Source organism: Rhodoferax sp. (assembly GCF_028715765.1).
Lineage (GTDB): Bacteria > Pseudomonadota > Gammaproteobacteria > Burkholderiales > Burkholderiaceae_C > Rhodoferax.
This window is the reverse complement of record NZ_JAQURE010000049.1, coordinates 1-22,641: the sequence shown is the minus strand read 5'-3', so window position 1 is coordinate 22,641 and position 22,641 is coordinate 1. Positions and strand designations below refer to the sequence as shown.

The following is a 22,641-nucleotide window of genomic DNA, read 5'->3' as shown; positions in this document are numbered from 1 at the left end:
AGGCGTGCCAAGTTAGTTATCGGGATGCTCGCTCCCAAAGAATTTTCTCGGCATCGACCCCGTCACCTCCACCCTAGAGTTTCTTTCATCATCCGGGGCGTCGGCTTGGATTCATGACAGTTAGTCCGTCGTGACAAAGCTTTTGAGCAAATCACTGGGCACATGGTGCTTGACGTTTGGTAGCTGCCATGCTTAGCAAGCCAACACCGCAACGCCACCGCGTAAATTTAACCAGGAAGCCCTTGCTGATCACAAAATTTATACGTAATAGGCCTCTATCTATTATGAATAAAGCACAAGCAGCTATCAAAAACAAAGCTACACATCGAGTTCGACAGAATCCCCATGCAACTCCATCAACTCGCGGCGGGCGGCGGCTTCGCCTTTGCCCATCAGCTGGGTCATGAGCGCGGCAGTTTGCAAACTGCTCAAGTCACCCAAATGCACCGGCAGCAGGCGGCGGGTGTCGGGGTTCAGGGTGGTATCCCACAGTTGCTCGGCATTCATCTCGCCCAGACCTTTGAAACGGCTGATGCTCCAGGCACCCTCGCGCACGCCTTCTTTGCGCAACTTGTCCAAAATGGTGGTCAATTCACCTTCGTCGAGCGCGTAGGCTTTGGACGCCGGTTTTTTGCCGCGTGCTGGGGCATCTACCCGAAACAAGGGCGGGCGCGCCACAAACACATGGCCGGTGTCAATCAACTTGGGGAAGTGTTTGAAAAACAGCGTCAGCAGCAGCACCTGGATGTGCGAGCCATCGACGTCGGCATCGCTCAAGATGCAAATCTTGCCGTAGCGCAGGCCTGACAAATCAGGCGAGTCGTCGGTGCCGTGCGGGTCAACGCCAATGGCCACGGCAATGTCGTGGATTTCGTTGTTGGCAAACAGGCGGTCACGCTCGACCTCCCAGGTGTTGAGGACTTTGCCGCGCAGGGGCAAGATGGCCTGACTTTCTTTGTTGCGACCCATTTTGGCGCTACCGCCAGCGGAATCACCTTCGACCAGAAACACTTCGTTTTCTGACAAATCGCGGCTTTCACAATCGGTCAACTTGCCGGGCAACACGGCCACGCCCGAGCCTTTGCGTTTTTCAACTTTTTGCCCGGCTTTTTGGCGGCTTTGGGCGGCTTTGATGGCCATGTCGGCAAGTTTTTTGCCGTAGTCGACGTTTTGGTTCAGCCATAGCTCCAAGGCGGGGCGCACAAAGCCCGACACCAGACGCACCGCGTCACGCGAGTTCAGGCGCTCTTTGATCTGACCCTGAAACTGGGGGTCTAACACTTTGGTGGACAGCACATAGCTGGCGCGGGCAAACACATCGTCAGGCAACAGCTTGACGCCTTTAGGCAGTAGCGAATGCAGGTCGCAGAAGCTTTTGATGGCGGTGAACAAGCCGTCGCGCAGGCCAGACTCGTGCGTGCCACCGGCGCTGGTGGGAATCAGGTTGACATAGCTCTCACGCACCGGTTGGCCGTCTTCGGTAAACGCCACGCACCAGGCGGCGCCTTCGCCATCGGCAAAACTGTCATGGTGCGCGTCGGCAAAGCCGTCGCCTTCAAACAAGGGCACCACCGGGTCAGCCGGCAGGGTTTGGCTCAGGTAGTCGCGCAGTCCGCCCTTGAAGACCCAAGTTTGGGTGTCACGGTTTTTTTCTTGCACCAGGGTCACAGTCACACCCGGCATGAGCACGGCTTTGCTGCGCAGCAAGTGCTCTAGGTGCGCCATCGGCCAGGTCAACGACTCAAAATATTTGCCATCGGGCCAGACCCGCACGGTGGTGCCAGACTTGCGCTCGCCGTCTGCCAGGGGGCGAATGACCAAGGGTTCAATGACATCTCCGCCAGCAAACACAAGCCGCGCCATTTGGCCTTCGCGGTGGGTGCTGACTTCAAGGCGTAATGACAAGGCGTTGGTCACACTCACACCCACACCGTGCAAGCCGCCAGAGAAGCTGTAGGCGCCGCCTTTGCCTTTGTCGAACTTGCCACCGGCATGGAGCTGGGTAAACACCAGTTCGATCACCGGGGCATGTTCGGTTGGGTGCATGCCAAAAGGAATGCCACGGCCATCGTCTTCAATGGTGATGGAGCCATCCAGGTGAACCGTGACCTTGATTTTTTTGCCATGACCCGCCAAGGCTTCGTCTGCGGCGTTGTCCAGCACTTCTTGGATGATGTGCGCGGGGGTGTCGGTGCGGGTGTACATGCCCGGGCGTTGTTTGACGGGCTCAAGCCCTTTCAAAACGCGAATCGAACTTTCGCCGTAATCGGCAGTGTCAAGTGAGGGTTGGGTTGCCATAGCGGCGCATTGTAATCATGCAAGCGTCAATGTGCTGTACATCCAAACAGTGAAAAACATGACACTTGAGTGACGTGGCCAGCATGCCAAATTCGTTATATTCAAGCCATGACTCATCGCGCACACCCCCATTCACTCTCCGTCAATCAAGTTTTAATGAGCGGCGCCATCATCTTGACCTTGTCCATGGGCATTCGGCATGGCTTTGGCTTGTGGCTGCAACCCATCACGCAAGCGCAAAACTGGAGCCGTGAAACCTTTGCCTTGGCCATTGCCATACAAAACCTGGTGTGGGGGCTGGCTGGCATTTTTATGGGCATGGTGGCCGACCGATTTGGTGCGTTTTTGGTGATTTTGCTGGGCGCAGTGCTGTACGCCTTGGGCCTGTGGGGAATGGCTTATGCCAGCACGCCGCTGATGTTTGCGCTGACCGCAGGGGTGTTGATTGGCGTTGCGCTGGCGGGTACCACTTATTCGGTGATTTACGGTGTGATTGGTCGCAATGTGAGCGCCAACAAGCGCTCTTGGGCCATGGGGCTAGCGGCTGCAGCGGGTTCGTTTGGCCAGTTTTTGATGCTGCCCACAGAGGGCTTGCTGATGCATTGGTTTGACTGGCAAATCGCTTTGGTGGTGCTGGCAGCAGCGGCGCTGCTGATGATGCCGTTTGCCTGGGGGCTGCGCGAGCCACAGTTGCGCATCGGTGCCGGCCATGTGCGGGAACAATCCATTGTGCAAGCGCTGCGCGAAGCGTTTCAACACCGCAGTTTCCAGCTGCTGATGGCCGGTTTTTTTGTCTGCGGGTTTCAGGTGGTGTTCATTGCCGTGCACATGCCCAGCTACCTGCGAGACCACGGTCTGGCACCCCAGGTGGCCAGTTATGCGCTGGCTTTGATTGGCCTTTTCAATGTGTTTGGCACCTATGCCGCTGGTGTGCTGGGGCAGCATCTGCAAAAGAAATACATTCTTTCAGCCATTTACGTGTTGCGCGCCTTGGTGATCAGTGTGTTTTTATGGGCACCCCTGACACCCATGAGCGTGTATGTGTTTTCTGCGGCCATGGGGTTGCTGTGGCTGTCTACCGTGCCGCCCACCAATGCGGTGGTGGCGCAAATGTTTGGGCTGGCGCATTTCTCCATGTTGGGTGGTTTTGTGTTTTTCAGCCACCAGGTCGGCTCGTTTTTAGGCGTTTGGCTGGGTGGCTTTTTGTATGACCGCACCGGCAGTTACGACGTGGTGTGGTTCATTGCCATCGGCTTGGGTCTGGTGGCTGGGCTGCTGAACTTGCCCATTAAAGAAGCGGCTGTGGTGCGCCAACCCTTGGCGCAAGGTGCCAACGCATGAAGCTTTCAGTGAAATGGCTGGGTGTGGTGGCTACGCTTGCCGTGCTGCTCATGGTGTTTGGGTTGTATACAAGGCCAGATTTCATGTTCAATCTGGCCAACCAGGTGTGGGGGTGTTTTTGATGGTGGCACATCCAATGGGCGAGCCTTCTGCATGGGTACGGTGCTGGCGTCATTTGCTCAAGCCTGGCGCGCGCGTGCTTGACGTGGCTTGCGGCCAAGGCCGTCACATGAAATGGCTCTCTGAGGCGGGTTTTCAGTGCTTAGGGGTTGACCGGTGCGCTGAATCGCTGCAGGTGGCAGCAGCTTTTGGGCAGGTGTGTCATGCGGACATAGAGCAAGGCGACTGGCCGTTGATGACGCACGGGCAGCTACAAACCTTTGACGCTGTGGTGGTGACTAACTATCTTTGGCGGCCGCTGTTTCCCACGCTGCTGGCCAGTCTGGCACCAGGTGGGGTATTGCTGTATGAGACGTTTTCTGCGGGGAATGAGCGGCTGGGCAAGCCCTCACGCCCAGACTTCTTGCTGCAACCTGGAGAATTGCTCAAGCGCTGCGCGCAGCTTCAGGTGGTGGCGTTTGAAGAGGGTCGCCTTGAAAACCCAGCCAGATGCGTGCAACGCATTGTGGCCATTCAAGCCGCCAATGACGCCACCGAGCCACTGGCGCACTGTGCAGTCTCGCTAGAATCATTGGCAGACCTCACTCCCAATTGACCAAATGACACTTTCTCAGCCCCCACTCACCGGCAGTATTGTTGCCTTAATTACCCCCATGCTGGCAGATGGCAGTGTTGACTACCCTGCCCTGCGCAAATTGATTGACTGGCATGTTGACCAAGGCACAGACTGTGTGGGCGTGGTCGGTACCACGGGTGAATCACCCACGGTGAGCGTGGCCGAACACTGCGAGATCATCCGCGTGGCGGTTGAGCAGTCTGCCGGGCGTGTGCCGATCATGGCGGGCTGTGGCTCAAACTGCACGGCAGAGGCCATTGAATTGGCCAAATTTGCGAAAAAAGTGGGCGCCAACAGCCAACTTCAAGTCGTGCCTTACTACAACAAGCCCACCCAAGAGGGTCAGTACCAGCACTTCAAAGCCATTGCTGAGGCCGTTGATCTGCCGCTGGTGCTGTACAACGTGCCAGGGCGCTCGGTGGCAGATATGGCGGTCGATACGGTCTTGCGGTTAGCCCAAGTGCCGGGTATTGTGGGCATCAAAGAAGCCACCGGCAACATCGACCGCGCCCAGTGGTTGATCAAACAAGCGCCCAAAAACTTTGCTATTTACTCTGGGGACGACCCCACTGCCGTGGCCTTGATGCTGTGCGGCGGTCATGGCAACATCAGCGTCACCGCCAATGTGGCACCCCGATTGATGCACGAGCTGTGTGTAGCAGCGCTGGCGGGCGACGTGAAAACAGCCATGACCATTCAATTCAAATTGATGCCCCTGCACAAACATTTGTTTGTCGAAGCCAACCCGATTCCCGTGAAATGGGCAGCAGCACGCATGAATTTGTGCGGTGGCACGATGCGCTTACCCCTGACCGAACTCACCGCGGCCAATCAGCCTGTGGTGGAAGCCGCGTTGCGTGAAGTTGGCTTGATTTAAATCTGCGTCTGTTTTGACCCTGAACCAAAGGACTTTTGTGAACCATTTCTCTAGACTCGCCCTTCTTGGCTTGACCTTCACTTTGGGTGCGTGCTCCGTCTTGCAAGGCGACAAAGTAGATTACAAAAGTGCCGGCAAAGCACCATCGCTTGAAATACCCCCCGATTTGACCCAGCTCTCGCGCGAAACCCGCTACGCTGTGCCGGGGGCACCGGTGACGGCATCCAGCTTTCAATTGGGCCAGGTCAATGTGCAAACCATGCCGACGGCAGTGGCCACTTTGGGCGACGTGCGCATTGAACGCGCAGGCTCGCAGCGCTGGTTGGTCATAGACCGACCCGCCGACAAGCTGTGGGAACCGGTGAAAGATTTTTGGCAAGAAAATGGTTTTTTGCTCGCCATGGATCAAACCAACCTGGGCATCATGGAAACCGATTGGGCTGAAAACCGAGCCAAGTTACCTCAAGACTTTGTGCGCAATGCTTTGGGCAAGGTTTTTGACTCTTTGTACTCCACCGGCGAACGCGACAAATTTCGCACCCGGCTTGAGCGCAATGCAGCCGGTGGCACTGACATTTTCATCAGTCACCGCGGCATGATTGAGGTCTACAGCACCACCAACAAAGACCAAACCGTGTGGCAACCCCGCGCCGCAGACCCTGAACTTGAAGCCGAATTTTTGCGCCGTTTGATGGTGAAGCTGGGGGTCACCCAAGAGCAGTCCAAAGCGCTGGTGGCGGCTGGCGCAGCGCCCAAAGGCGCTCAAATCAGCCAAGTCAATGGCCAGCCGGTGGTGCAACTTGAAGATGGGTTTGACCGCGCTTGGCGGCGTGTGGGTTTGGCTTTAGACCGAACCAATTTCACCGTAGAAGACCGCGACCGCAGCAAAGGCATTTATTTTGTGCGCTACGTGGCCTCGCAGCCAGACAAAGCTGAGCCAGGTTTTTTCAGCAACCTCTTCAGCTCGTCCAAAAAAGACAATGCACCCCAAAAATTCAGAATTTCTGTGGTGAGCCAAGGCAATTTGACAGCGGTGTCTGTGCAAAACGCCGATGGCACCACCGCTGCCACAGCCGATGCCCAGCGCATTGCGCAGGTGCTGTCTGATGATTTGAAATAAAAAATCAAAAATAATAGCAGCTAGCGCTTAATCCATAAGCGCTAGCTGCTTTTTTTCTTATTTATTTTTTAAAGTAAGCCAGCACCCCTTGGCCAGCATGCGCGCCGCTGGCCAAGCATGCGGTCAACAGGTAGCCACCCGTGGGGGCTTCCCAATCGAGCATTTCACCCGCGCAAAACACACCGGGCAGCGGCTCTAGCATCAGGCCGTCGGTCAGCCCCTCAAACAACACACCGCCAGCACTGCTGATGGCTTCATCCAGCGGCCGCATGGCTGACAGGGTCAGCGGCAAGGCTTTGATGGCTGTGGCGAGCTGATGCGGGTCATGCAGTTGAGCTGGGGTCAAACTCTCATACAGCATGGCCATTTTGATGCCCTCCAAATGCAAACGGCTTTTCAGATGACTAGAGAGTGAGCGGCTGCCCCGTGGGTGCTGTACCTCAGCCAGTACCCGCTCACTTGACACATCTGGCAGCAAATCAAGCACCAAGGTGGCTTGCCCATGGCGCATGATGTCTTGGCGCAGCAGGCTGGATGCGGCATAAATCAAACTGCCCTCCACGCCAGTGGCGGTGGCCACAAACTCACCTTTGCGGGCAAAATGCTGACCGTCAGCAGCAGCAAAGGAAATCGCCACCGATTTGAAGGGCTGCCCAGCAAAGCGGCTGGCAAAGTGCGCGCTCCAGGGTGTTTGCACATCAAATCCGCAATTCGATGGCAGCAGCGGCGCCACCGCCACACCCTGCGCTTGCAGCCAAGGCACCCAAGCGCCATTAGAGCCCAAGCGCGCCCAACTGCCCCCACCCAGAGCCAGCACCAGGGCATCAGCACAGATTTGTTGGTGGCCTTGGGGCGTGTCAAAGTCCAACACCATGGACTCAGTCGCGCCCTGCGCTGGCAAGCTCACCCGCCCCTGCGGCCAACCCAGCCAGCGGTGGCGCATGTGAAATGTCACGGGCACAGCCGCCACAGCCTGGGGCTCGGGGTGGCGCAACCGATTCAGCCAAGCGCGCAGCAAGGGGGCAGCTTTCATGTCAACCGGAAACACCCGCCCTGAGCTACCCACAAAGGTTTCTATGCCCAAAGACGCCGCCCAGCGGCGCACACTGGCGGCATCAAAGGTGTTGAACAAGCGTTCAATTTGGGCACGGCGCTGCCCGTAGCGTGAAGCAAAAATGTCGGCAGGCTCAGAGTGCGTCAAATTCAAGCCACCCTTGCCAGCCAGCAAAAACTTGCGGCCAATGCTGGGCATGGCATCAAAAATAGCCACATTCATGCCCGCGCGAGACAGTACCTCTGCCGCCATCAACCCTGCGGGGCCAGCCCCGATCACTGCCACTTTTTTCATTTGTTTACCTTGATGATGTTGGGGTGCATTGTCTGTGATGCCATGCGCTGCGACATACAGGCAGCTGCAATGGCGTGTTTGGTCAACGCACTTTCACTTTCTGTCACAATTTCCCTCAATCAATTTTTTCCAACCCTTTTCTTGAGGAAACGAACATGGCCAGTGAACTGATCAAACATGTGTCTGATGCCACCTTTGAAGGTGATGTGCTGCAAGCCCAACTCCCCGTGCTGGTGGACTATTGGGCCGAATGGTGTGGTCCGTGCAAGATGATTGCCCCAATCTTGGATGAAGTCTCAACAGCTTATGAAGGCAAGTTGCAAATTGCCAAAATGAACGTGGACGAAAACCGTGACATTCCTGCCAAATTTGGTATTCGCGGCATTCCTACCCTGATGATTTTCAAAGGCGGTCAATTGGCAGCCACCAAAGTGGGCGCCATGAGCAAAGCACAACTCACCGCCTTCATCGACCAGCAATTGGCTTGATTTTTCTGTGGGTGCACGGGCTGCATCCACACACTTGCCCAGCGTTCTGTCTGGGTGTTTTTTCCTGTCATAATTCAATGCACTCGCTGGCACTCACACAGTGCCCGCCAGAGTCATAAGCGCAAACCCAACCGGCTTGAATCCTCACAAGCCTGATGCGCCCTCCACCTCCCAGCGCTAGTCAATTATTTCCACAGAGCCATTTCATGCATTTAAACGAACTCAAGGCACTGCACGTGTCAGAAGTCCTCAAGCAAGCCGAAGATCTTGAGATTGAAAACACCGGCCGCATGCGCAAACAAGAGTTGATGTTTGCCATCATCAAAAAGCGCGCCCGTGCTGGTGAGCAGATTTTTGCCGATGGCGTGCTGGAAATTTTGCCTGACGGTTTTGGTTTTTTGCGCAGCCCAGACACCAGCTACACCGCCAGCACCGATGACATCTACATCAGCCCCAGCCAGGTGCGCCGCTTCAACTTGCACACCGGCGACATGATTGAAGGCGAAGTGCGCACTCCCAAAGATGGCGAGCGTTACTTTGCCCTCAACAAGCTTGAAAAAGTCAACGGTGGCGGCCCGGAAGAAAACAAGCACAAGGTCATGTTTGAAAACTTGACTCCGCTGTTTCCCAAGGAGCAAATGCGCTTGGAGCGCGACGGCATCAAGAGCGACGAAAACATCACCGGGCGCATCATTGACATCATTGCCCCCATTGGCAAAGGCCAGCGTGCCTTGCTGGTGGCGCCACCCAAGAGCGGTAAAACGGTCATGATGCAGCACATTGCCCACGCCATTTCGGCCAACTACCCCGACAGCTACATGATGGTGCTGCTGGTCGATGAGCGCCCAGAAGAAGTGACCGAAATGCAGCGCACCGTCAAGGGCGAAGTGATTGCGTCCACTTTTGACGAGCCTGCAGCCCGCCACGTGCATGTGGCGGAAATGGTGATCGAACGTGCCAAGCGCCTGGTTGAACTGAAAAAAGACGTGGTGATTTTGCTCGACTCCATCACCCGGCTGGCTCGCGCCTACAACAACGTGGTGCCCTCCAGTGGCAAGGTGCTGACCGGCGGTGTGGACTCCAACGCACTGCAACGCCCCAAACGCTTTTTGGGTGCCGCACGCAACGTGGAGGAAGGTGGTTCATTGACCATCATTGCCACCGCACTGGTAGACACCGGCAGCCGCATGGATGAAGTGATTTTTGAAGAATTCAAAGGCACCGGCAACTCAGAAATTCACCTTGATCGCCGCCTTTATGAAAAGCGCGTGTTCCCATCCATTCAGCTCAACCGCAGCGGCACCCGGCGCGAAGAGTTGCTGTTGTCACCCGACATCTTGTCCAAAACCCGCATCCTGCGTCAGTTCTTGTACAACATGGACGAGATCGAGTCGATGGAAATGGTCTTGAAGCAAATGAAAGCCACCAAGACCAACAGCGAGTTCTTCGATCTGATGCGTCGCGGCGGTTGAACCGAGTCAACGCATCAAGGCTTGGACTCGATGCGTTTGGGCTCCACATCGGTCACCACCGTGACATCTCTGGCTTGCACATCCATCACGGAATCGTCTTGAGGTGGCGTGCGCTGGCCAAACCCCGCACCACCTTGCTGCCAGGGCGGGCGGCGGTTAAAGGCAAACACCCATGGCTTCACCAGTTGCCCTGTCAAGCGTGCCCACGAGGCTCGCACCAGCCACACCAACAGCAGCAGCAAAGCCGCAGCCAACACGCTGGCAAAAAACACCAAGCCCGCCAGCAGCAGCCCCAAGCGGACGATCAAGCCCAACAACGATTTCACCAAGTCAGCCATTCAAACTCCTGTGTAAGACACCATTGTGTCAAATCTACACTTGAACATCATCAACTGCTGGGGCGGCGCGACACGGCATAGGGTGGCAAGCCTTGCAGCATGCGCCGGCCATAGGCCATGTTCAGCAGGCGTTTGTCGTAGCAAATCACCCGTGCTTGGTCAGTCTCAGAGCGGATGGCTCGGCCGGTCCACTGCAGCAGCTTGATGCCCGTGGCAGGCACAACCAGCTCGGTAAATGGGTCACGCCCGCTGCGTTTGAGCCACTCAGCGCGGGCTTCCTCCACCGGGTCGCTGGGGGGGCTAAAAGGCAGTTTGGTGATGAACACGGTCTCGCACAGCGCGCCAGGCAAATCCAGCCCTTCGCCAAACGATTGCAAGCCAAATATCACCGACGCATCACCGGCCTCCACCCGTGCCTGGTGAATGCCCAGCAGCTTGCCGCGCGCCATTTGCCCCTGCACCAGCACCCGCTCTTGCAGCACAGCATCAAGCGCCTGCACGGCCGACTGCATTTGCGCCCTGGAGGTAAACAGCACTAGCGCACCATGCGGCACAGTGTGCAAATCTGCCACCAAAGCCGTGACTACTTCAGCGGTGTAGGCCGCCACATCTCGCGCATCAGCGCGGGTATCGGTGACGATCAGCTCGCCTTGCTGGCGATAGTCAAACGGGCTATCCACCGCCAAGGTGCTGACCTGCGGCAAGCCTGCCAGGCCAGCCTCGGCCAAAAAATAATCAAAATTGCCGCAGGTGGTGAGCGACGCCGAAGTCACCACCGCACCCCGCACTTGCCGCCACACGTGTTGGCGCAGTAAATCGCCAGGAACTATCGGGCAAGCGTGGGCGCTTAATTGCACCAGACCGCTGCTGGTATCTGATTTCAACCATTTGGCCAACGGCGGCTCAGGGCTGGCCAGCCACATGGCGCTGGTGGCCACCACGGCATTGAGCTTGGGCGCAATTTGTCCCAGCCGGGCGTACTGCACGGCGCTTTGGGTGGCTTGAGACGGGTCTTCTTTGGTCCGCAATTTAAGCTCTTTGCCCAAGGCTTCAAGCGCATCAGACAGCGCCTGGGCATGGCCATGAATCAGCCGAAACGGCTCCAACATGGCCTCTGGCACCACACCTTCTTTAAAACGGTGCACCACGTCGTAACTGCTGGCCACACCCCGCAAAAAGTCCATGGCCAAGCTGCTGGCCTGCAGCAAGGCAGTTTTAAGCTGCTGCGCCAGGGTGGCCACATCCTGGGTCAGTTGCACACCCATTTTGTCTGCCACATCCAGCAAGATTTTGGGCAATTTGTCCAACCAGCGCAGACCGCTCAAGTCCATGGCACTGGAAAACTGGTCTAACGCCACAGCGGGCAAATGGTGGCCTTCGTCAAACACCAGCAGGCAGTTGTCCAGGTCGGGCAAGGCTTTCATGCCCAGCGAGGCCAGCACCAGGTCGTGGTTGGCCACAATCACTTGCGCTTGCGCCAGTTGCATGCGCGCCTGGTAATAGCTGCAGCTGCCAAAGCGTGGGCAATGCCGCGCGGTGCAGGTGTGGCGCTCGGCGGCTACGGTAGCCCAGTCAGAGGCTTCAGGCTGCTCGGCTAAGCTGTCGCGGTCGCCATCCCACCTGCCTGCGGCCAAGCCAGAGGCCAAGGTGTCATAGAGCTGCATGCGCCGCTCCATGGGGTCGATCCAGGTCACCCCTTTGACAGGCGGCACCGGCTTAGCGGGTGCAGTGGGCTCGGGCGCGTCGTCACCTTCAAACATGTCCAAGGGTTCGCCATCGCTGCCGGCCAGTCGCTCCAATTTAAGCTTGCACACATAACGGCCACGCCCTTTGGCCAGGGCGAAGACAAATGGGGTGTCCAACACAGCAGCCAGGGCGGGCAAGTCTTTGGTCATCAACTGCTCTTGCAGCGCCACCGTGGCGGTCGACACCACCACACGGGTTTTGCGCTCCAGCGCCATGGCCACCATGGTGGACAAGTAGGCGGCAGATTTGCCCACGCCAGTGCCAGCCTGGATCACGGCCACCGCACTCAAGGGCGCGTCATGCTCGCCCAAGGTCACGCCGTGCAAATGGGTGGCAATGCGCAGCGCCATGTCGCGCTGACCCGGGCGCGCCCGAAAACCTGGCGTGCCTGAGACCACCTGGTCAAAGGCGGCCAGTGCAGTTTGGGACACCTCAGCAGAGGTCAACTCAGCAGTCAAAACGGTCATGAAACAACAGGCAGTGTGCTTAAGCCACCACCACCGATTCAAAGGCGGGGTAAAGCGTGTCGACCCAGGTGTCTACTTCATCTTGGCCAATTTGCAAAAAGCTCAAACAAGCTGCGCCATGCTGCAGCCATTCGCGCTGCTCACGCACGCCTTCATGGTGCGCCACCAAGTGGTCTGCAATGGCCGCAATGGCCACCAATTGACGCACGGGCAAGGCCACAGAGTCATCACTGAGCACCGCAAAATCATGATGCAGCCGCACCGCATGGGAAATGACCTGTGGCAGCCGCCAAGTCCTGGCCACAATGGCACCCACCACAGCATGGTCGGTGCGGTGTGCTGCGTTTTCAGTTTGGATAAAAGTGCGGTCTTGGCGCGCCATGGCCTCCACCAGCGTGCCGCTGTAGCCACGCACCCCTTGCAGCATGACTGGAATGCCCACATGAAAAAACAGCCCACAGGTCTTGGCAATTTCTACATCCACCCCATACAACTGCCGGGCGATGTGTGCCATGGCCATGGAACGGCGGGTGGAAGACTCCCAGAAATGCTCAATCAAGGTGGGGTCAATGCGAATGGTGTGGCGCAACAAAAACCCGGTCAGCAAGGTGGCGGTGGGCTTGAGCCCCAGCATGGACACGGCTTGCGCCACGGAGGTGGTGGCCTCACGCCGGGCATACAGTGGGCTGTTGGCCAAGCGAATGAGCGCCGCCGTCATGGCCACATCGCTGGCGGCAATGGCCGCCACGGCCAAGGGGTCGGGGTCGGGCTGGTTCAGCTCGGCTTGCAGTTGCACCAGCAATTGCGGGCACGGGGGAATGACAATGTCTTTGACTGGGCCAGCATCGCGGGCGTGATCCAGCTCACGGTTGATCTCGGTGGCTTTCATGCAGGGCTCTCCTAGCCCCCATTATCAGGACAAGCCCCGCCCCCAACCGGGTTCAAACCGGCACCGGCACCAAAAAATCACGGCTGATGTGGGCGCCCAAATCGTTGATGCGATCCAGAAACTGGGTCAGGTAAGCGTGCAGCCCGGTGGCCAAGATTTCATCAATACGGCCATATTGCAGCTCAGCGCGCAGTTTGCCAGCGCGGCGCTGGGTTTCAACCGACTGGTCGTTAGCCACCATTTTGAGGTTGCCCACCACTTCATTCAGGCTGGCGTGCAGGCTGCGCGGCATGTCGGGGCGCAAGATCAGCAGCTCGGCCACGCGCTCTGGGCGAATCACATCACGGTAGACCTTGCGGTAAACCTCAAAACCACTCACGCTGCGCAAAATGGCGCTCCAATGGTAGAAATCGTACTCTTGGTCTTTCTCATTGGCAGCGCCATAAAAATCACTCTCAACCGCATGAAACTTCACATCCACCAAGCGCGCCGTGTTGTCGGCGCGCTCCAGAAAAGTACCCAGGCGCATGAAATACAACGCCTCGTCCATCAGCATGGTGCCCACCGTGACCCCGCGTGACAGATGTGAGCGGAACTTGACCCACTCAAAAAACTGCGAAGGGTCGGCCTCGAAGTCACCTTGTTTGATCATGCGCTTGACTTCCAGCCACGTCTGGTTTTGGGTTTCCCAGACCTCGGTGGTGAGGGTACCGCGCACCGCACGCGCGTTTTCACGTGCCGCGCTCAAGCAAGACAAGATGCTTGACGGGTTGCTTTCGTCTTTCACCATGAAGTCCATCACCGCCTTGGCCGTGATGTCACCGTGTGCTTCACGGTAGCTGGGCAGCAACTCGCTGATGGACAGCAGCCCCTGCCAGCCTGCGCGTGCCACCGCATCTGACTGTGGCAACAGTGAGGTTTGGTAGTTCACATCCAGCAGACGCGCCGTGTTTTCAGCGCGCTCGGTGTAACGGTTCATCCAAAAAAGGTGGTCAGCAGTGCGAGACAACATACATGTATCCTCAAATTTGATAGCTGGTTACGCTTATTCTGTAAGCGCTAGGAACTGATTTTTCATAAATTTCAAGCGCTTTATGAGGTTTGGCTCTGGGCTTGAATGGCGCCTGCTGGGGCGTCCATTTGTTCTGCATCTTCCAAAATCCAGGTGTCTTTTGTACCGCCGCCTTGTGACGAATTAACGACCAGCGAGCCGTCTTTGAGCGCCACCCGGGTCAACCCGCCCGGCACCATTTGCACGCCCTTGCCGGTGAGCACATAGGGGCGCAGGTCAATGTGGCGCGGGGCAATGCCACTCTCGACAAAGGTCGGGCAACTTGACAGGCTCAAGGTGGGCTGGGCAATGTAGCCGCTGGGGTTGGCCAACACGGCCTTTTTGAAGTCTTCCACTTCTGCGTTGGTGGCTGCCGGCCCCACCAGCATGCCGTAGCCGCCTGCGCCGTGCACTTCTTTGACCACCAGGTCTTTCATGTTGGCCATGACGTAAGACAGGTCGTCTTTGTTGCGACACATGTAGGTTGGCACATTGTTCAAAATGGGTTTTTCACCCAGGTAAAACTCAATCATCTTGGGCACATAGGGGTAGATGGATTTGTCATCTGCCACGCCGGTGCCAACACCGTTGCAAATGTTCACATGCCCGGCCTTGTACACCTCCAGCAGCCCGGCACAACCCAGCGTGGACGTCGGGCGGAACACGTTGGGGTCTAAAAAGTCGTCATCCACGCGGCGGTAAATCACGTCCACCCGCTGCGGCCCGCGGGTGGTGCGCATGTAGCAGAAGTTGTCTTTGACAAACAGGTCTTGCCCTTCCACCAGCTCCACACCCATTTGCTGCGCCAAAAAGGCGTGCTCGAAGTAGGCGCTGTTGTACATGCCGGGGGTGAGCACCACCACGGTGGGCTCGGCGGTGGTGGCTGGGCTGCTTTCGCGCAGGGTCTCCAGCAGCAAATCGGGGTAATGGGCAATGGGCGCCACCCGGTGCATGGCAAACAGGTCGGGGAACAGCCGCATCATCATCTTGCGGTCTTCCAGCATGTAGCTCACGCCGCTAGGAACCCGCAGATTGTCTTCCAGCACGTAATACTCACCGTTGCCTTTGGCGTCAGGCGCACGCACGATGTCAATGCCTGAGATTTGTGAATACACCTGGTTAGGCAAATCCACCCCCATCATCTCGGGGCGGAACTGGGCGTTTTGCTCAATTTGCTCACGCGGTATCAGACCTGCTTTCAAAATTTCCTGGTCGTGGTAGATGTCATGCAAGAAGCGGTTCAGGGCGGTGACGCGCTGCGTTAAGCCTTTTTCCATGCTCTGCCATTCGTGCGCGGGGATGATGCGTGGAATCAAATCAAACGGAATCAGCCGCTCGGTGCCCGCACCGTCTTCGTCTTTTTCGCCATACACCGCAAAGGTGATGCCGACCCGGCGAAAAATCATTTCAGCCTCGGCGCGGCGCTTGGCCATCATGTCGCCGGGCTGGCGGGCTAACCACTCGTCGTAGAGCTTGTAGTGGTCTCGGATTTGCTTGCCACCAGAGAAGAACTCGTAGGGCAATTGGGTGTACATCTCGTCAAATTTCTGCATCATGTTTACTCCTGGGTAAAGCTTAGCAAGGTTCAGGCCAGACGGATGTGTGTTGCAAGCTCACTTTGTGTAGAAAAGCCCCACCCCACACATCAAGGCACCTGGTGGTGCCAATAACGCTGGCGCACTTGGCGCTCGCACTGCACCGATTCAGGCCGCCAAGACTGCCAGGTGGCCGCACCACAACGGGGCGAATCCACCACGCCAATGTGGCGCTCTTGGTAACGCACCAAAACAGGGCTAGCTGGATGGCCAAAGCGGTTGCGATAGCCCGCTTGCACCAATGCCAGGCGCGGTTGCACCGCATCCAAAAACGCGGCACTGCTAGAGGTTTTGCTGCCATGGTGCGGCACCAGCAGCACATCAGCGTGCAGCAGATGCCCAGACATGACTCCGGCGGACAAAGACGTGGTGGTGGCTTGATGGGCATCCGCTTGGGCAGTGGCGGCGACCAGCACTTGGCTTTTTGCCACCAATCGGGTTTCTTGCGCTTGCTCAATGTCCCCGGCCAGCAGCGCAGACTGCGTGCCGTTGGCAATGCGCAGGGTGCAACTCATGGCATTGGGTTTGGCCCGGCCGGTGTAATCAGGCGCTTGCGGGTGCAGCACCTCAAACACCACACCATCCCACACCCAGCGCTGGCCAGCCTGGCAGCGCTGCACCTGCGCCATGCTTTGCAACGCATGGTCAGGCGCAATAGAACTCAGCACCGTAGCCTGCGGTTGCATGGCCAGCACAGCCGACGCACCGCCGGTGTGGTCGGTGTCGCGGTGGCTGAGCACCAACATGTCCAAGCGCACCCCCAGCGCGCGCAGCAGCGGCACCAGCACGCGGTGGCCGGCATCGCTGTCGCGGCTAAAGCGCGGGCCGGCGTCATACAACAAGGCGTGGTGGGCGGTGCGCACCAGCAGCGCGTTGCCCTGGCCAATGTCTGCAGCCAGCAGTTCAAACTGTCCCTGGGGTGGCACTGGCGCACGCCATAACAGCACAGGCAACAACAGTGGCACACCCAGCAGCCGCCACGCCAGCGGCAAGCGCCATGCCAGCAACACACCGCCCAACAGCCCGGCGGCGCCCGCCCACAATGGCGTTTGCGCCGTGGCCAACGTGGCACCGGGCCAGCTGGCCAGCCAGCTCAAAAAGACCATCAACAGGTCAATGGCCCAGCCCGCCAGCGTCCAGCAAAAGGGCCACAGCGTGCCGAGCAGCGCCAACGGCGTCACGCCCAAAGTCACCCACGGAATAGCCAACGCATTGGCCAGCAAGCCCACCAGCGAGACCTGACCAAACAGCAGCAAACTCAACGGCGTGAGCGCCAGGGTGATCACCCACTGCTCCCGCATTAAGGCAACAAATCGACCTCTAGCGCTTACAGTATAAGCACTAATAGCTTCATAATTTGTAGCAAAAAGCACCCCAACCGCAACAAAACTCAGCCAAAATCCGGCTTGCCACAGCGCCCAAGGGTCGGCCAGCACCACCACCGCGCAGGCCAACAACCAGACCTGCGGCCACGGCCAGCGCGCGCCCAGCAGGCGCAGCACACCCACGCAGGCCAACATCAGCACGGTGCGCTGCGCTGGCACACCCCAGCCGCTGAACAAGGCATAAGCCAATGCCAGCCCAGTGCCACCCAGCAAAGCCGCGCTGGGTGCGCTGACCCGTGTGCAGAGCCAGCCCGAGCGGCGCCACAGCCAGCCCACCAGCAAGGCGGTAGCCCAGGCAAACATGGTGACATGCAGGCCGCTGATGCTCATCAAATGCGCCACGCCGGTGGCGCGAAACACATCCCAGTCGGCACGCTCAATGGCCTGCTGGTCACCCACCACCAGCGCCGCCAGCAGGCCAGCCACCTGTGGGTTGTCGGGCACATGCGCCATGATGCGCTCACGCACCAGGCCGCGCGCCCACTCCACCGGGTGCTGCCAGGTGGCGCCCAAGCGCACCGGGGGCGGGTCTTGGCTGCCCGCGCGCACATAGCCAGTGGCTTGCACACCGTTTTCCCACTGAAAAAGCTCGACATCAAACCCATGGGGGTTGAGGACACCGTGCGGGGCTTTCAGTCGCACTGTCATCTGCCAGCGCTCACCCGCGTGCAGGTCGGCGGGCAAGCGTTGCAGCTCACCGCGCACATCACCAGAGCTGTCGCCCTTGGGCAACACACCGCTGTACCAAGCCAGCTCCAGCTGGTCGGGCACGGCCACTGGCTGGCCGTCAAGCGCGGCGGTCTGCACCGCCAGGCGAAAGCGTAAACCCGCCTCCAGCCGCTGCGGCATGGCCGCCACAATGCCGGTCACCAGCAGGTTGCGCCCCTCCAGCGCAGGGGTCAGGGCGTGCTGCGCAAACACACCGGCGCGCACGCCTGTCAGGCCAAACGCCAGCATGCCAGTGACCAGCAGCCAAGCTGCCGCAGGCAGTTTAAATGTTACATTTTTGATAGCTACCAGCGCAATGGGAATAAGCTCTAGAGCCATAAAAAGCATGTAAGTTTTTACACCCCACAAACTCGGTTGCAGAGTTTGCACTGCGGTGCCCAGCACCCAGGCCAGCAGCACCACAGTGCCATGGTGCCTGGCTTGCATCAACCCTGCACCAGGCTTTGCAAATGCGCCAGCAGGTGGTCGCGCACCGACAGCAGTTTGGGCAACTGCGCCAGGGCGGCGGCTTCTTGGCCTTGGTTTTTAAGCTCGCACAGGTGGTCGGCCTGGGTGTGGGCTTGCGCGTGCAAGGCCAGCAAGGCATCGGCTTCGGCCACCCGGATGTCAGCGCGCCAATCGCCTGCATCGAGCCACTTGCCCAAGTGGCATTGGTGGGCATTGAGCTCAGGCATCACTTTGCATTCGCCTGTCAAGTAGGCTTGCACCGCCAGCACCCAGGCGCGGTGTTCCACTTGGGCAAACAGCAGCGGCAGCTGGCTGCGGTCTAACGCTTTGGCGGTTTGCCACAGTGCATCTGGCCGCCAGGCCGCCGCCCAGCCGGCCAAGTCTGACGCTGGCATGGGGCGGGCAATGCCGTAGCCCTGGGCGTGTTCGCAACCCAGTTGCAACAGCATTTGGCCGTGCACCACAGTTTCAACGCCCTCGGCAATGGCCTGGCGGTGAAACGACGCCGCCAAGTCAAGCACACCCAGCAAAATGGACAAGTCATCGGGGTCGTCAAGCATGTCGCGCACAAAACTTTGGTCAATTTTGAGCTGCGAGACCGGCAACCGCTTCAAATAAGTGAGTGACGAGTAACCGGTACCAAAGTCGTCCAGCGCAAAGGTCACACCCAGCTGGCGGCACTGCAACATCACCTCGGTGACGCGCACCATGTCTTGCAGGGCACTGGTTTCCAGCACCTCGATTTGCAACTGGCTGGGTGGCACTTTGGGTTGCGCGGCCAGCGCGGTGCGCAAAAACGCCACAAAACCAGGCTGCTGCAATTGCCGCGCCCCCACATTCACGCTCACCACCAGGCGCAAGCCCTGTGCTTGCCATGCCGCCATTTGCGCCAGCGCGGTGCGCACCACCCATTCGCCCACCGCCACAGCCAGCGGGTCGTCTTCAATCAAGGGCAAAAAGTGGGCCGGGGCCAGCAAGCCCTGCTGCGGATGCTGCCAGCGAATCAAGGCCTCGGCACCCACCACCTGACCCAACCGCATGTTGACCTTGGGCTGGTAATACAGCACAAACTCTGACTGAGACAGCGCCTGCGCAATGCGCTTGAGGCTTTCAAACTGGCCACGCAGGCTGCGGTCTTGTTCCGCATCAAACACATGAAAACGGTTTTTGCCAGCCTGTTTGGCCTGGTACATGGCTTGGTCGGCCTGGCGCATCAGCTGGTCGGCATCGACCTCTTGCGCTTGCGGGTAAAAGGTCACCCCCACGCTGGCTGACACTGTGACATCAAAACCGGCCACGTTCAATGTGGTGCCTGTGGCATGCAGCAGGCGCTGCAACATGGGCACGCTCTCGTCAAGCCCGGCCACGTCCATCAGCACCACCACAAACTCGTCGCCACCTATGCGTGCCAGCGTGTCGCCATCGCGCAGCGCCTGGCGCATGCGGGCAGCCAGCGCCACCAGCAGTTGGTCGCCCATTTCATGGCCATAGGTGTCATTGATCAGCTTGAAGCCGTCCAGGTCTAAAAACACCACACCCAATTGCTGGCCACGGCGCGCCACCTGGCTCATGCCCAGGCGCAGACGGTCGGCCAGTAACACGCGGTTGGGCAGACCGGTGAGGGCATCAAAATGCGCCAAGCGCTCCAGCTCTTGCTCATGCTGTTTGTTCACCGTCACATCCACATACAGGGTGACAAAGCCGCCCTGGGGCAGCGGCATGCCACGCACCTCCAGCGTGCGGCCATTGGGCAGGCTGCGCTCAAACCGGTGCGGCGCAAACTGGCGCGCCAAGACCACCCGCTCGGCCACCAGCGTGTCGACATCGGCCGGGCCGTAGTCGCCACGCTGGGCATTGAAGCGGAAGATGTCTTCAAAATTCAAGCCACCCGGCTGTTTGAGCAGGCTGTCTGGCAGGTCTAACAGGGTTTGAAACTCTTGGTTGAAGGCCACCAGGCGCAGGTTGGCATCAGCCACCGACACGCCACCGGGAAAGTTTTCAATGATGGTTTGCAGCGTGTCGTTGTGCTGCTGCAAGCGCGCTTCGGTGGCTTTGAGGGCTTGCACCTGGTGGCTGAGCTCATCGGCATGGGCTTCCAGCGTATCGTGGTTTTGCTGCAATGTTTGGAGCATGGTGCGCTGGCATTGCGCCAGTTGCTGCACTTCTGCCACCCGGCTGTGGATGGCTGGCAGCGGTGCAAAGTCAAGCAGCCCAATGCGCCGGCTGTGGTCTGCCAGCAGCTCCAGCGGGCGCGCCAACCGGGCACTGCCGACGTGCGTGACCCACATGGCCAGCGCCAGCAGCAGCATCAGCGCGGCCGTTAACGCCAGCGCCATTGGCGCCCAAGCCGGGGCGAAATCTGCCGCCGGTGCCAGCACCAGCACCCAAAACCGCTGGTTGCCCAAGGCGTAGGGGTGCACGCTGGCCAGCCAGCGGGTGTGGTCAGCAGCAAAGCTGAGCACCCGACTGACTGGGCGCTGCTGCTCGCGCCAGCTGCGCATGGCCGCCGACACCGCTGGCAGCTCCAGCACCTCCACCGGGTGCAACACGCGCGCCAGCCAGCTGGCCGCCGACACACCGCCAGGTGCCGCGGGCAAGCACAGCACCTGCTCGTCTTGTGTCAGCACCAGCACTTGTCCGTGTTGCCCCACTTTGGCTTGCATGGTGAGCTGGGACAAGTCGCGCAGGGTCAAGTCAAACCCCAGCACCAGGTCGCGGCCATCGGTCAACTTCAGCCGTGCAGAAGCGGTGATGCCGGGATCACCGGTGGTGAAAAAAGTGTAAGGCGCGGTCCAATGCACCAGGCCAGGCGCCGGCATGGCCATGGCACCGGTGAACCAGGGGCGCAGGCGCGGGTCGTAAGCGGTGCTGCTGACGCTGCTGGTTTGGCCGCCATCCGCGGCCTGGTCAGTGAGCAGGTGATGCCGCTCCCCCCAGCGCGGCACATCAGTCATGCGGTTGCGCCAACCGCCCTCGGGTTTTTGCAGCAACAGCCAGCCTTGTCCGGTGCTTGTGCCCGCCACCACCGAAGTGACTTGTGGCAACTGACCCAAGATGGGTTTGAACACATGGTTAAAAGCCGCTGGGTCTTGCAGACTTGGCGCTTGCTGCTGCAGCCACTGCGGGCTCATGGCCAGCAATCGCACCGGGGGCAAAAAGGCCGCATCCAGGCCAGCCTCTACCTTGGCGACGGCCACATCAAATTGGTCGTTGGCAATTTGCTGCGCCATGGGCAGCATGCCAAACCAGACAAAACTGCCCGCCACCAGCAGCGCCGTGGCAGCGACTAAAAGCCCGACCCGGCGCAATAAAAATTGGCGCAACGGCAAAACGGGGCGGGCGGGCTGTGACATGTGGCGAATGATAGTCCTCAGATTAAGATAACCACCTGTGCATCTTCACAAGCAGAAAGAGCCTTTTTTATGAACACAAACCAACCTCACCCCGCCCAAGCTGCAGCGCTGTTTGGCGACCGCATCATCTTGTTTGGCATGGCGCTGAGCGCTGTGGCCGGCCTGGTGCTGGGCTTCCAATTTGTTGACACCAGCCTGGCCATCATGGCCACGGCGGTGCTGGCGCTGCTGGGCGGGCTGACCTACGCCACTGCCAAGGGCACCGCGCTGAGCAAATATGTGCTGACCTTTGCATTGATCGGCCTGGTGGTGCTGCACATTCAACTCAGCCGCGGCATGCTGGAATTTCACTTTGGCGTATTTGTCACACTGGCCTTGCTGCTGGTGTACCGCGACTGGAAAATCATTGTGTTTGGCGCGTTGGTCTATGCCGTGCACCACGTGGTGTTTGACCGGCTTCAAGCCGCAGGGTATGGCCTGTATTGTTTGTCGACCCCTGACTTTGCTGTGATCATGCTGCACGCGGTGTATGTGGTGGTGCAGTCTGGGGTAGAGGTGTTGCTGGTGATGGGCTTCACCCGCGCTGCGGTGGCGGGTGACGAAATGGCGGTCTTGGTGGCTGCGGTCAACCGGGCAGACGGTATGTCTTTGGATGTGAAACACATCCCAGCACAGTCGCATTTGGGCACCGTGCTCAAGAGCACCTTGACCCGCATGAACCAAGCCGTGGAAGCCGTGCGCACCAGCTCACAAAGCATTGAAATGGCCAGCGCCGAAATCGCCCAAGGCAACCAAGACCTGAGCAACCGCACCGAAAGCCAGGCCAGCGCCTTAGAGCAAACCGCCGCCAGCATGGAAGAGCTAAGCTCCACCGTCAAGCAAAACGCCGACAACGCCCGCCAGGCCAACCAGCTGGCCATGAGTGCCAGCACGGTGGCCGTGCAAGGCGGCGAGGTGGTGG

General features: G+C 58.9%; 16 protein-coding genes and 1 pseudogene. 8 read left to right on the top strand and 9 right to left on the bottom strand.

The window, feature by feature from the left end:
• Nucleotides 1-318 precede the first annotated feature (318 nt).
• Nucleotides 319-2,298, bottom strand: coding sequence for a DNA topoisomerase IV subunit B (locus PHT20_RS14020; RefSeq protein WP_301020994.1), 1,980 nt, complete (start codon nt 2,296-2,298; stop codon nt 319-321).
• A gap of 156 nt (nt 2,299-2,454) precedes the next feature.
• Between PHT20_RS14020 and PHT20_RS14015 the strand changes: the two genes are divergently transcribed.
• From PHT20_RS14015 to bamC, 5 genes are read left to right on the top strand one after another with little or no spacing between them, the layout of a single operon-like run.
• Nucleotides 2,455-3,639, top strand: coding sequence for an MFS transporter (locus PHT20_RS14015; protein ID WP_301020993.1), 1,185 nt, complete (start codon nt 2,455-2,457; stop codon nt 3,637-3,639).
• Nucleotides 3,636-3,761 (top strand): hypothetical protein, encoded by a 126-nt coding sequence (locus tag PHT20_RS14010; protein WP_301020992.1) that lies wholly within the window; start codon nt 3,636-3,638, stop codon nt 3,759-3,761. Before PHT20_RS14015 ends, PHT20_RS14010 begins: the two co-directional genes overlap by 4 nt.
• Nucleotides 3,761-4,354, top strand: coding sequence for a class I SAM-dependent methyltransferase (locus tag PHT20_RS14005; protein ID WP_301020991.1), 594 nt, complete (start codon nt 3,761-3,763; stop codon nt 4,352-4,354). Before PHT20_RS14010 ends, PHT20_RS14005 begins: the two co-directional genes overlap by 1 nt.
• A 4-nt stretch (nt 4,355-4,358) precedes the next feature.
• Nucleotides 4,359-5,252: a 4-hydroxy-tetrahydrodipicolinate synthase gene (gene dapA, locus PHT20_RS14000; RefSeq protein ID WP_301020990.1), complete on the top strand. Its 894-nt coding sequence runs from the start codon at nt 4,359-4,361 to the stop codon at nt 5,250-5,252.
• A gap of 37 nt (nt 5,253-5,289) precedes the next feature.
• Entirely contained in the window at nt 5,290-6,372 is a 1,083-nt protein-coding gene (bamC, locus tag PHT20_RS13995; RefSeq protein ID WP_301020989.1) for an outer membrane protein assembly factor BamC, read from the top strand.
• A gap of 61 nt (nt 6,373-6,433) precedes the next feature.
• Here the strand turns inward: bamC and PHT20_RS13990 are convergent, their stop codons facing one another.
• On the bottom strand, nt 6,434-7,720 hold the full coding sequence (locus PHT20_RS13990; protein WP_301020988.1) for a TIGR03862 family flavoprotein: 1,287 nt from the start codon (nt 7,718-7,720) through the stop codon (nt 6,434-6,436).
• Nucleotides 7,721-7,875: 155 nt separating this feature from the next.
• On the opposite strand from PHT20_RS13990, the gene trxA reads away from it, so the two are divergent.
• Nucleotides 7,876-8,208, top strand: a complete 333-nt coding sequence (gene trxA / locus PHT20_RS13985; RefSeq protein ID WP_300087382.1) for a thioredoxin TrxA — start codon at nt 7,876-7,878, stop codon at nt 8,206-8,208.
• 206 nt (nt 8,209-8,414) lie between these two features.
• Nucleotides 8,415-9,680 carry a transcription termination factor Rho gene (gene rho, locus PHT20_RS13980; RefSeq protein ID WP_300087380.1) on the top strand — a complete coding sequence of 422 codons (1,266 nt, stop codon included), beginning with the start codon at nt 8,415-8,417 and terminating at the stop codon, nt 9,678-9,680.
• Between the two features lie 14 nt (nt 9,681-9,694).
• On the opposite strand, the gene PHT20_RS13975 is transcribed toward rho, so the two are convergent.
• From PHT20_RS13975 to PHT20_RS13945, 7 genes are all read right to left on the bottom strand, one after another.
• On the bottom strand, nt 9,695-10,018 hold the full coding sequence (locus tag PHT20_RS13975; protein ID WP_300087378.1) for a hypothetical protein: 324 nt from the start codon (nt 10,016-10,018) through the stop codon (nt 9,695-9,697).
• A 50-nt stretch (nt 10,019-10,068) separates the two neighbouring features.
• Nucleotides 10,069-12,231, bottom strand: a complete 2,163-nt coding sequence (gene dinG, locus PHT20_RS13970) for an ATP-dependent DNA helicase DinG (RefSeq protein WP_301020987.1) — start codon at nt 12,229-12,231, stop codon at nt 10,069-10,071.
• 19 nt (nt 12,232-12,250) lie between these two features.
• Nucleotides 12,251-13,120: an HDOD domain-containing protein gene (locus tag PHT20_RS13965; protein ID WP_300087371.1), complete on the bottom strand. Its 870-nt coding sequence runs from the start codon at nt 13,118-13,120 to the stop codon at nt 12,251-12,253.
• A 52-nt stretch (nt 13,121-13,172) separates the two neighbouring features.
• Nucleotides 13,173-14,132 carry an alpha-E domain-containing protein gene (locus PHT20_RS13960; RefSeq protein WP_300087369.1) on the bottom strand — a complete coding sequence of 320 codons (960 nt, stop codon included), beginning with the start codon at nt 14,130-14,132 and terminating at the stop codon, nt 13,173-13,175.
• An 80-nt stretch (nt 14,133-14,212) separates the two neighbouring features.
• A complete protein-coding gene (locus PHT20_RS13955; protein WP_301020995.1) occupies nt 14,213-15,724 on the bottom strand; it encodes a circularly permuted type 2 ATP-grasp protein in 1,512 nt (503 codons plus the stop codon).
• A 92-nt stretch (nt 15,725-15,816) separates the two neighbouring features.
• Complete coding sequence (locus tag PHT20_RS13950) at nt 15,817-18,306, bottom strand: DNA internalization-related competence protein ComEC/Rec2 (RefSeq protein ID WP_301020986.1); 2,490 nt, start codon at nt 18,304-18,306, stop codon at nt 15,817-15,819.
• A complete protein-coding gene (locus PHT20_RS13945) occupies nt 18,306-21,680 on the bottom strand; it encodes an EAL domain-containing protein (protein ID WP_301020985.1) in 3,375 nt (1,124 codons plus the stop codon). Before PHT20_RS13945 ends, PHT20_RS13950 begins: the two co-directional genes overlap by 1 nt.
• A 69-nt stretch (nt 21,681-21,749) precedes the next feature.
• On the opposite strand from PHT20_RS13945, the pseudogene PHT20_RS13940 reads away from it, so the two are divergent.
• A pseudogene (locus PHT20_RS13940) lies at nt 21,750-22,641 on the top strand (chemotaxis protein); the annotation flags it as partial.

Coding starts and splice junctions, on each gene's coding strand:
- PHT20_RS14005 (WP_301020991.1), top strand. CDS start 3,761: ATGGTGGCACATCCAATGGGCGAGCCTTCTGCATGGGTACGGTGCTGG.
- PHT20_RS13960 (WP_300087369.1), bottom strand. CDS start 14,132: ATGTTGTCTCGCACTGCTGACCACCTTTTTTGGATGAACCGTTACACC.
- dinG (WP_301020987.1), bottom strand. CDS start 12,231: ATGACCGTTTTGACTGCTGAGTTGACCTCTGCTGAGGTGTCCCAAACT.
- PHT20_RS14015 (WP_301020993.1), top strand. CDS start 2,455: ATGAGCGGCGCCATCATCTTGACCTTGTCCATGGGCATTCGGCATGGC.
- PHT20_RS13950 (WP_301020986.1), bottom strand. CDS start 18,306: ATGCAAGCCAGGCACCATGGCACTGTGGTGCTGCTGGCCTGGGTGCTG.
- PHT20_RS13945 (WP_301020985.1), bottom strand. CDS start 21,680: ATGTCACAGCCCGCCCGCCCCGTTTTGCCGTTGCGCCAATTTTTATTG.
- dapA (WP_301020990.1), top strand. CDS start 4,359: ATGACACTTTCTCAGCCCCCACTCACCGGCAGTATTGTTGCCTTAATT.
- PHT20_RS14010 (WP_301020992.1), top strand. CDS start 3,636: ATGAAGCTTTCAGTGAAATGGCTGGGTGTGGTGGCTACGCTTGCCGTG.
- rho (WP_300087380.1), top strand. CDS start 8,415: ATGCATTTAAACGAACTCAAGGCACTGCACGTGTCAGAAGTCCTCAAG.
- PHT20_RS14020 (WP_301020994.1), bottom strand. CDS start 2,298: ATGGCAACCCAACCCTCACTTGACACTGCCGATTACGGCGAAAGTTCG.
- PHT20_RS13990 (WP_301020988.1), bottom strand. CDS start 7,720: ATGAAAAAAGTGGCAGTGATCGGGGCTGGCCCCGCAGGGTTGATGGCG.
- PHT20_RS13955 (WP_301020995.1), bottom strand. CDS start 15,724: ATGCAGAAATTTGACGAGATGTACACCCAATTGCCCTACGAGTTCTTC.
- trxA (WP_300087382.1), top strand. CDS start 7,876: ATGGCCAGTGAACTGATCAAACATGTGTCTGATGCCACCTTTGAAGGT.
- PHT20_RS13975 (WP_300087378.1), bottom strand. CDS start 10,018: ATGGCTGACTTGGTGAAATCGTTGTTGGGCTTGATCGTCCGCTTGGGG.
- PHT20_RS13965 (WP_300087371.1), bottom strand. CDS start 13,120: ATGAAAGCCACCGAGATCAACCGTGAGCTGGATCACGCCCGCGATGCT.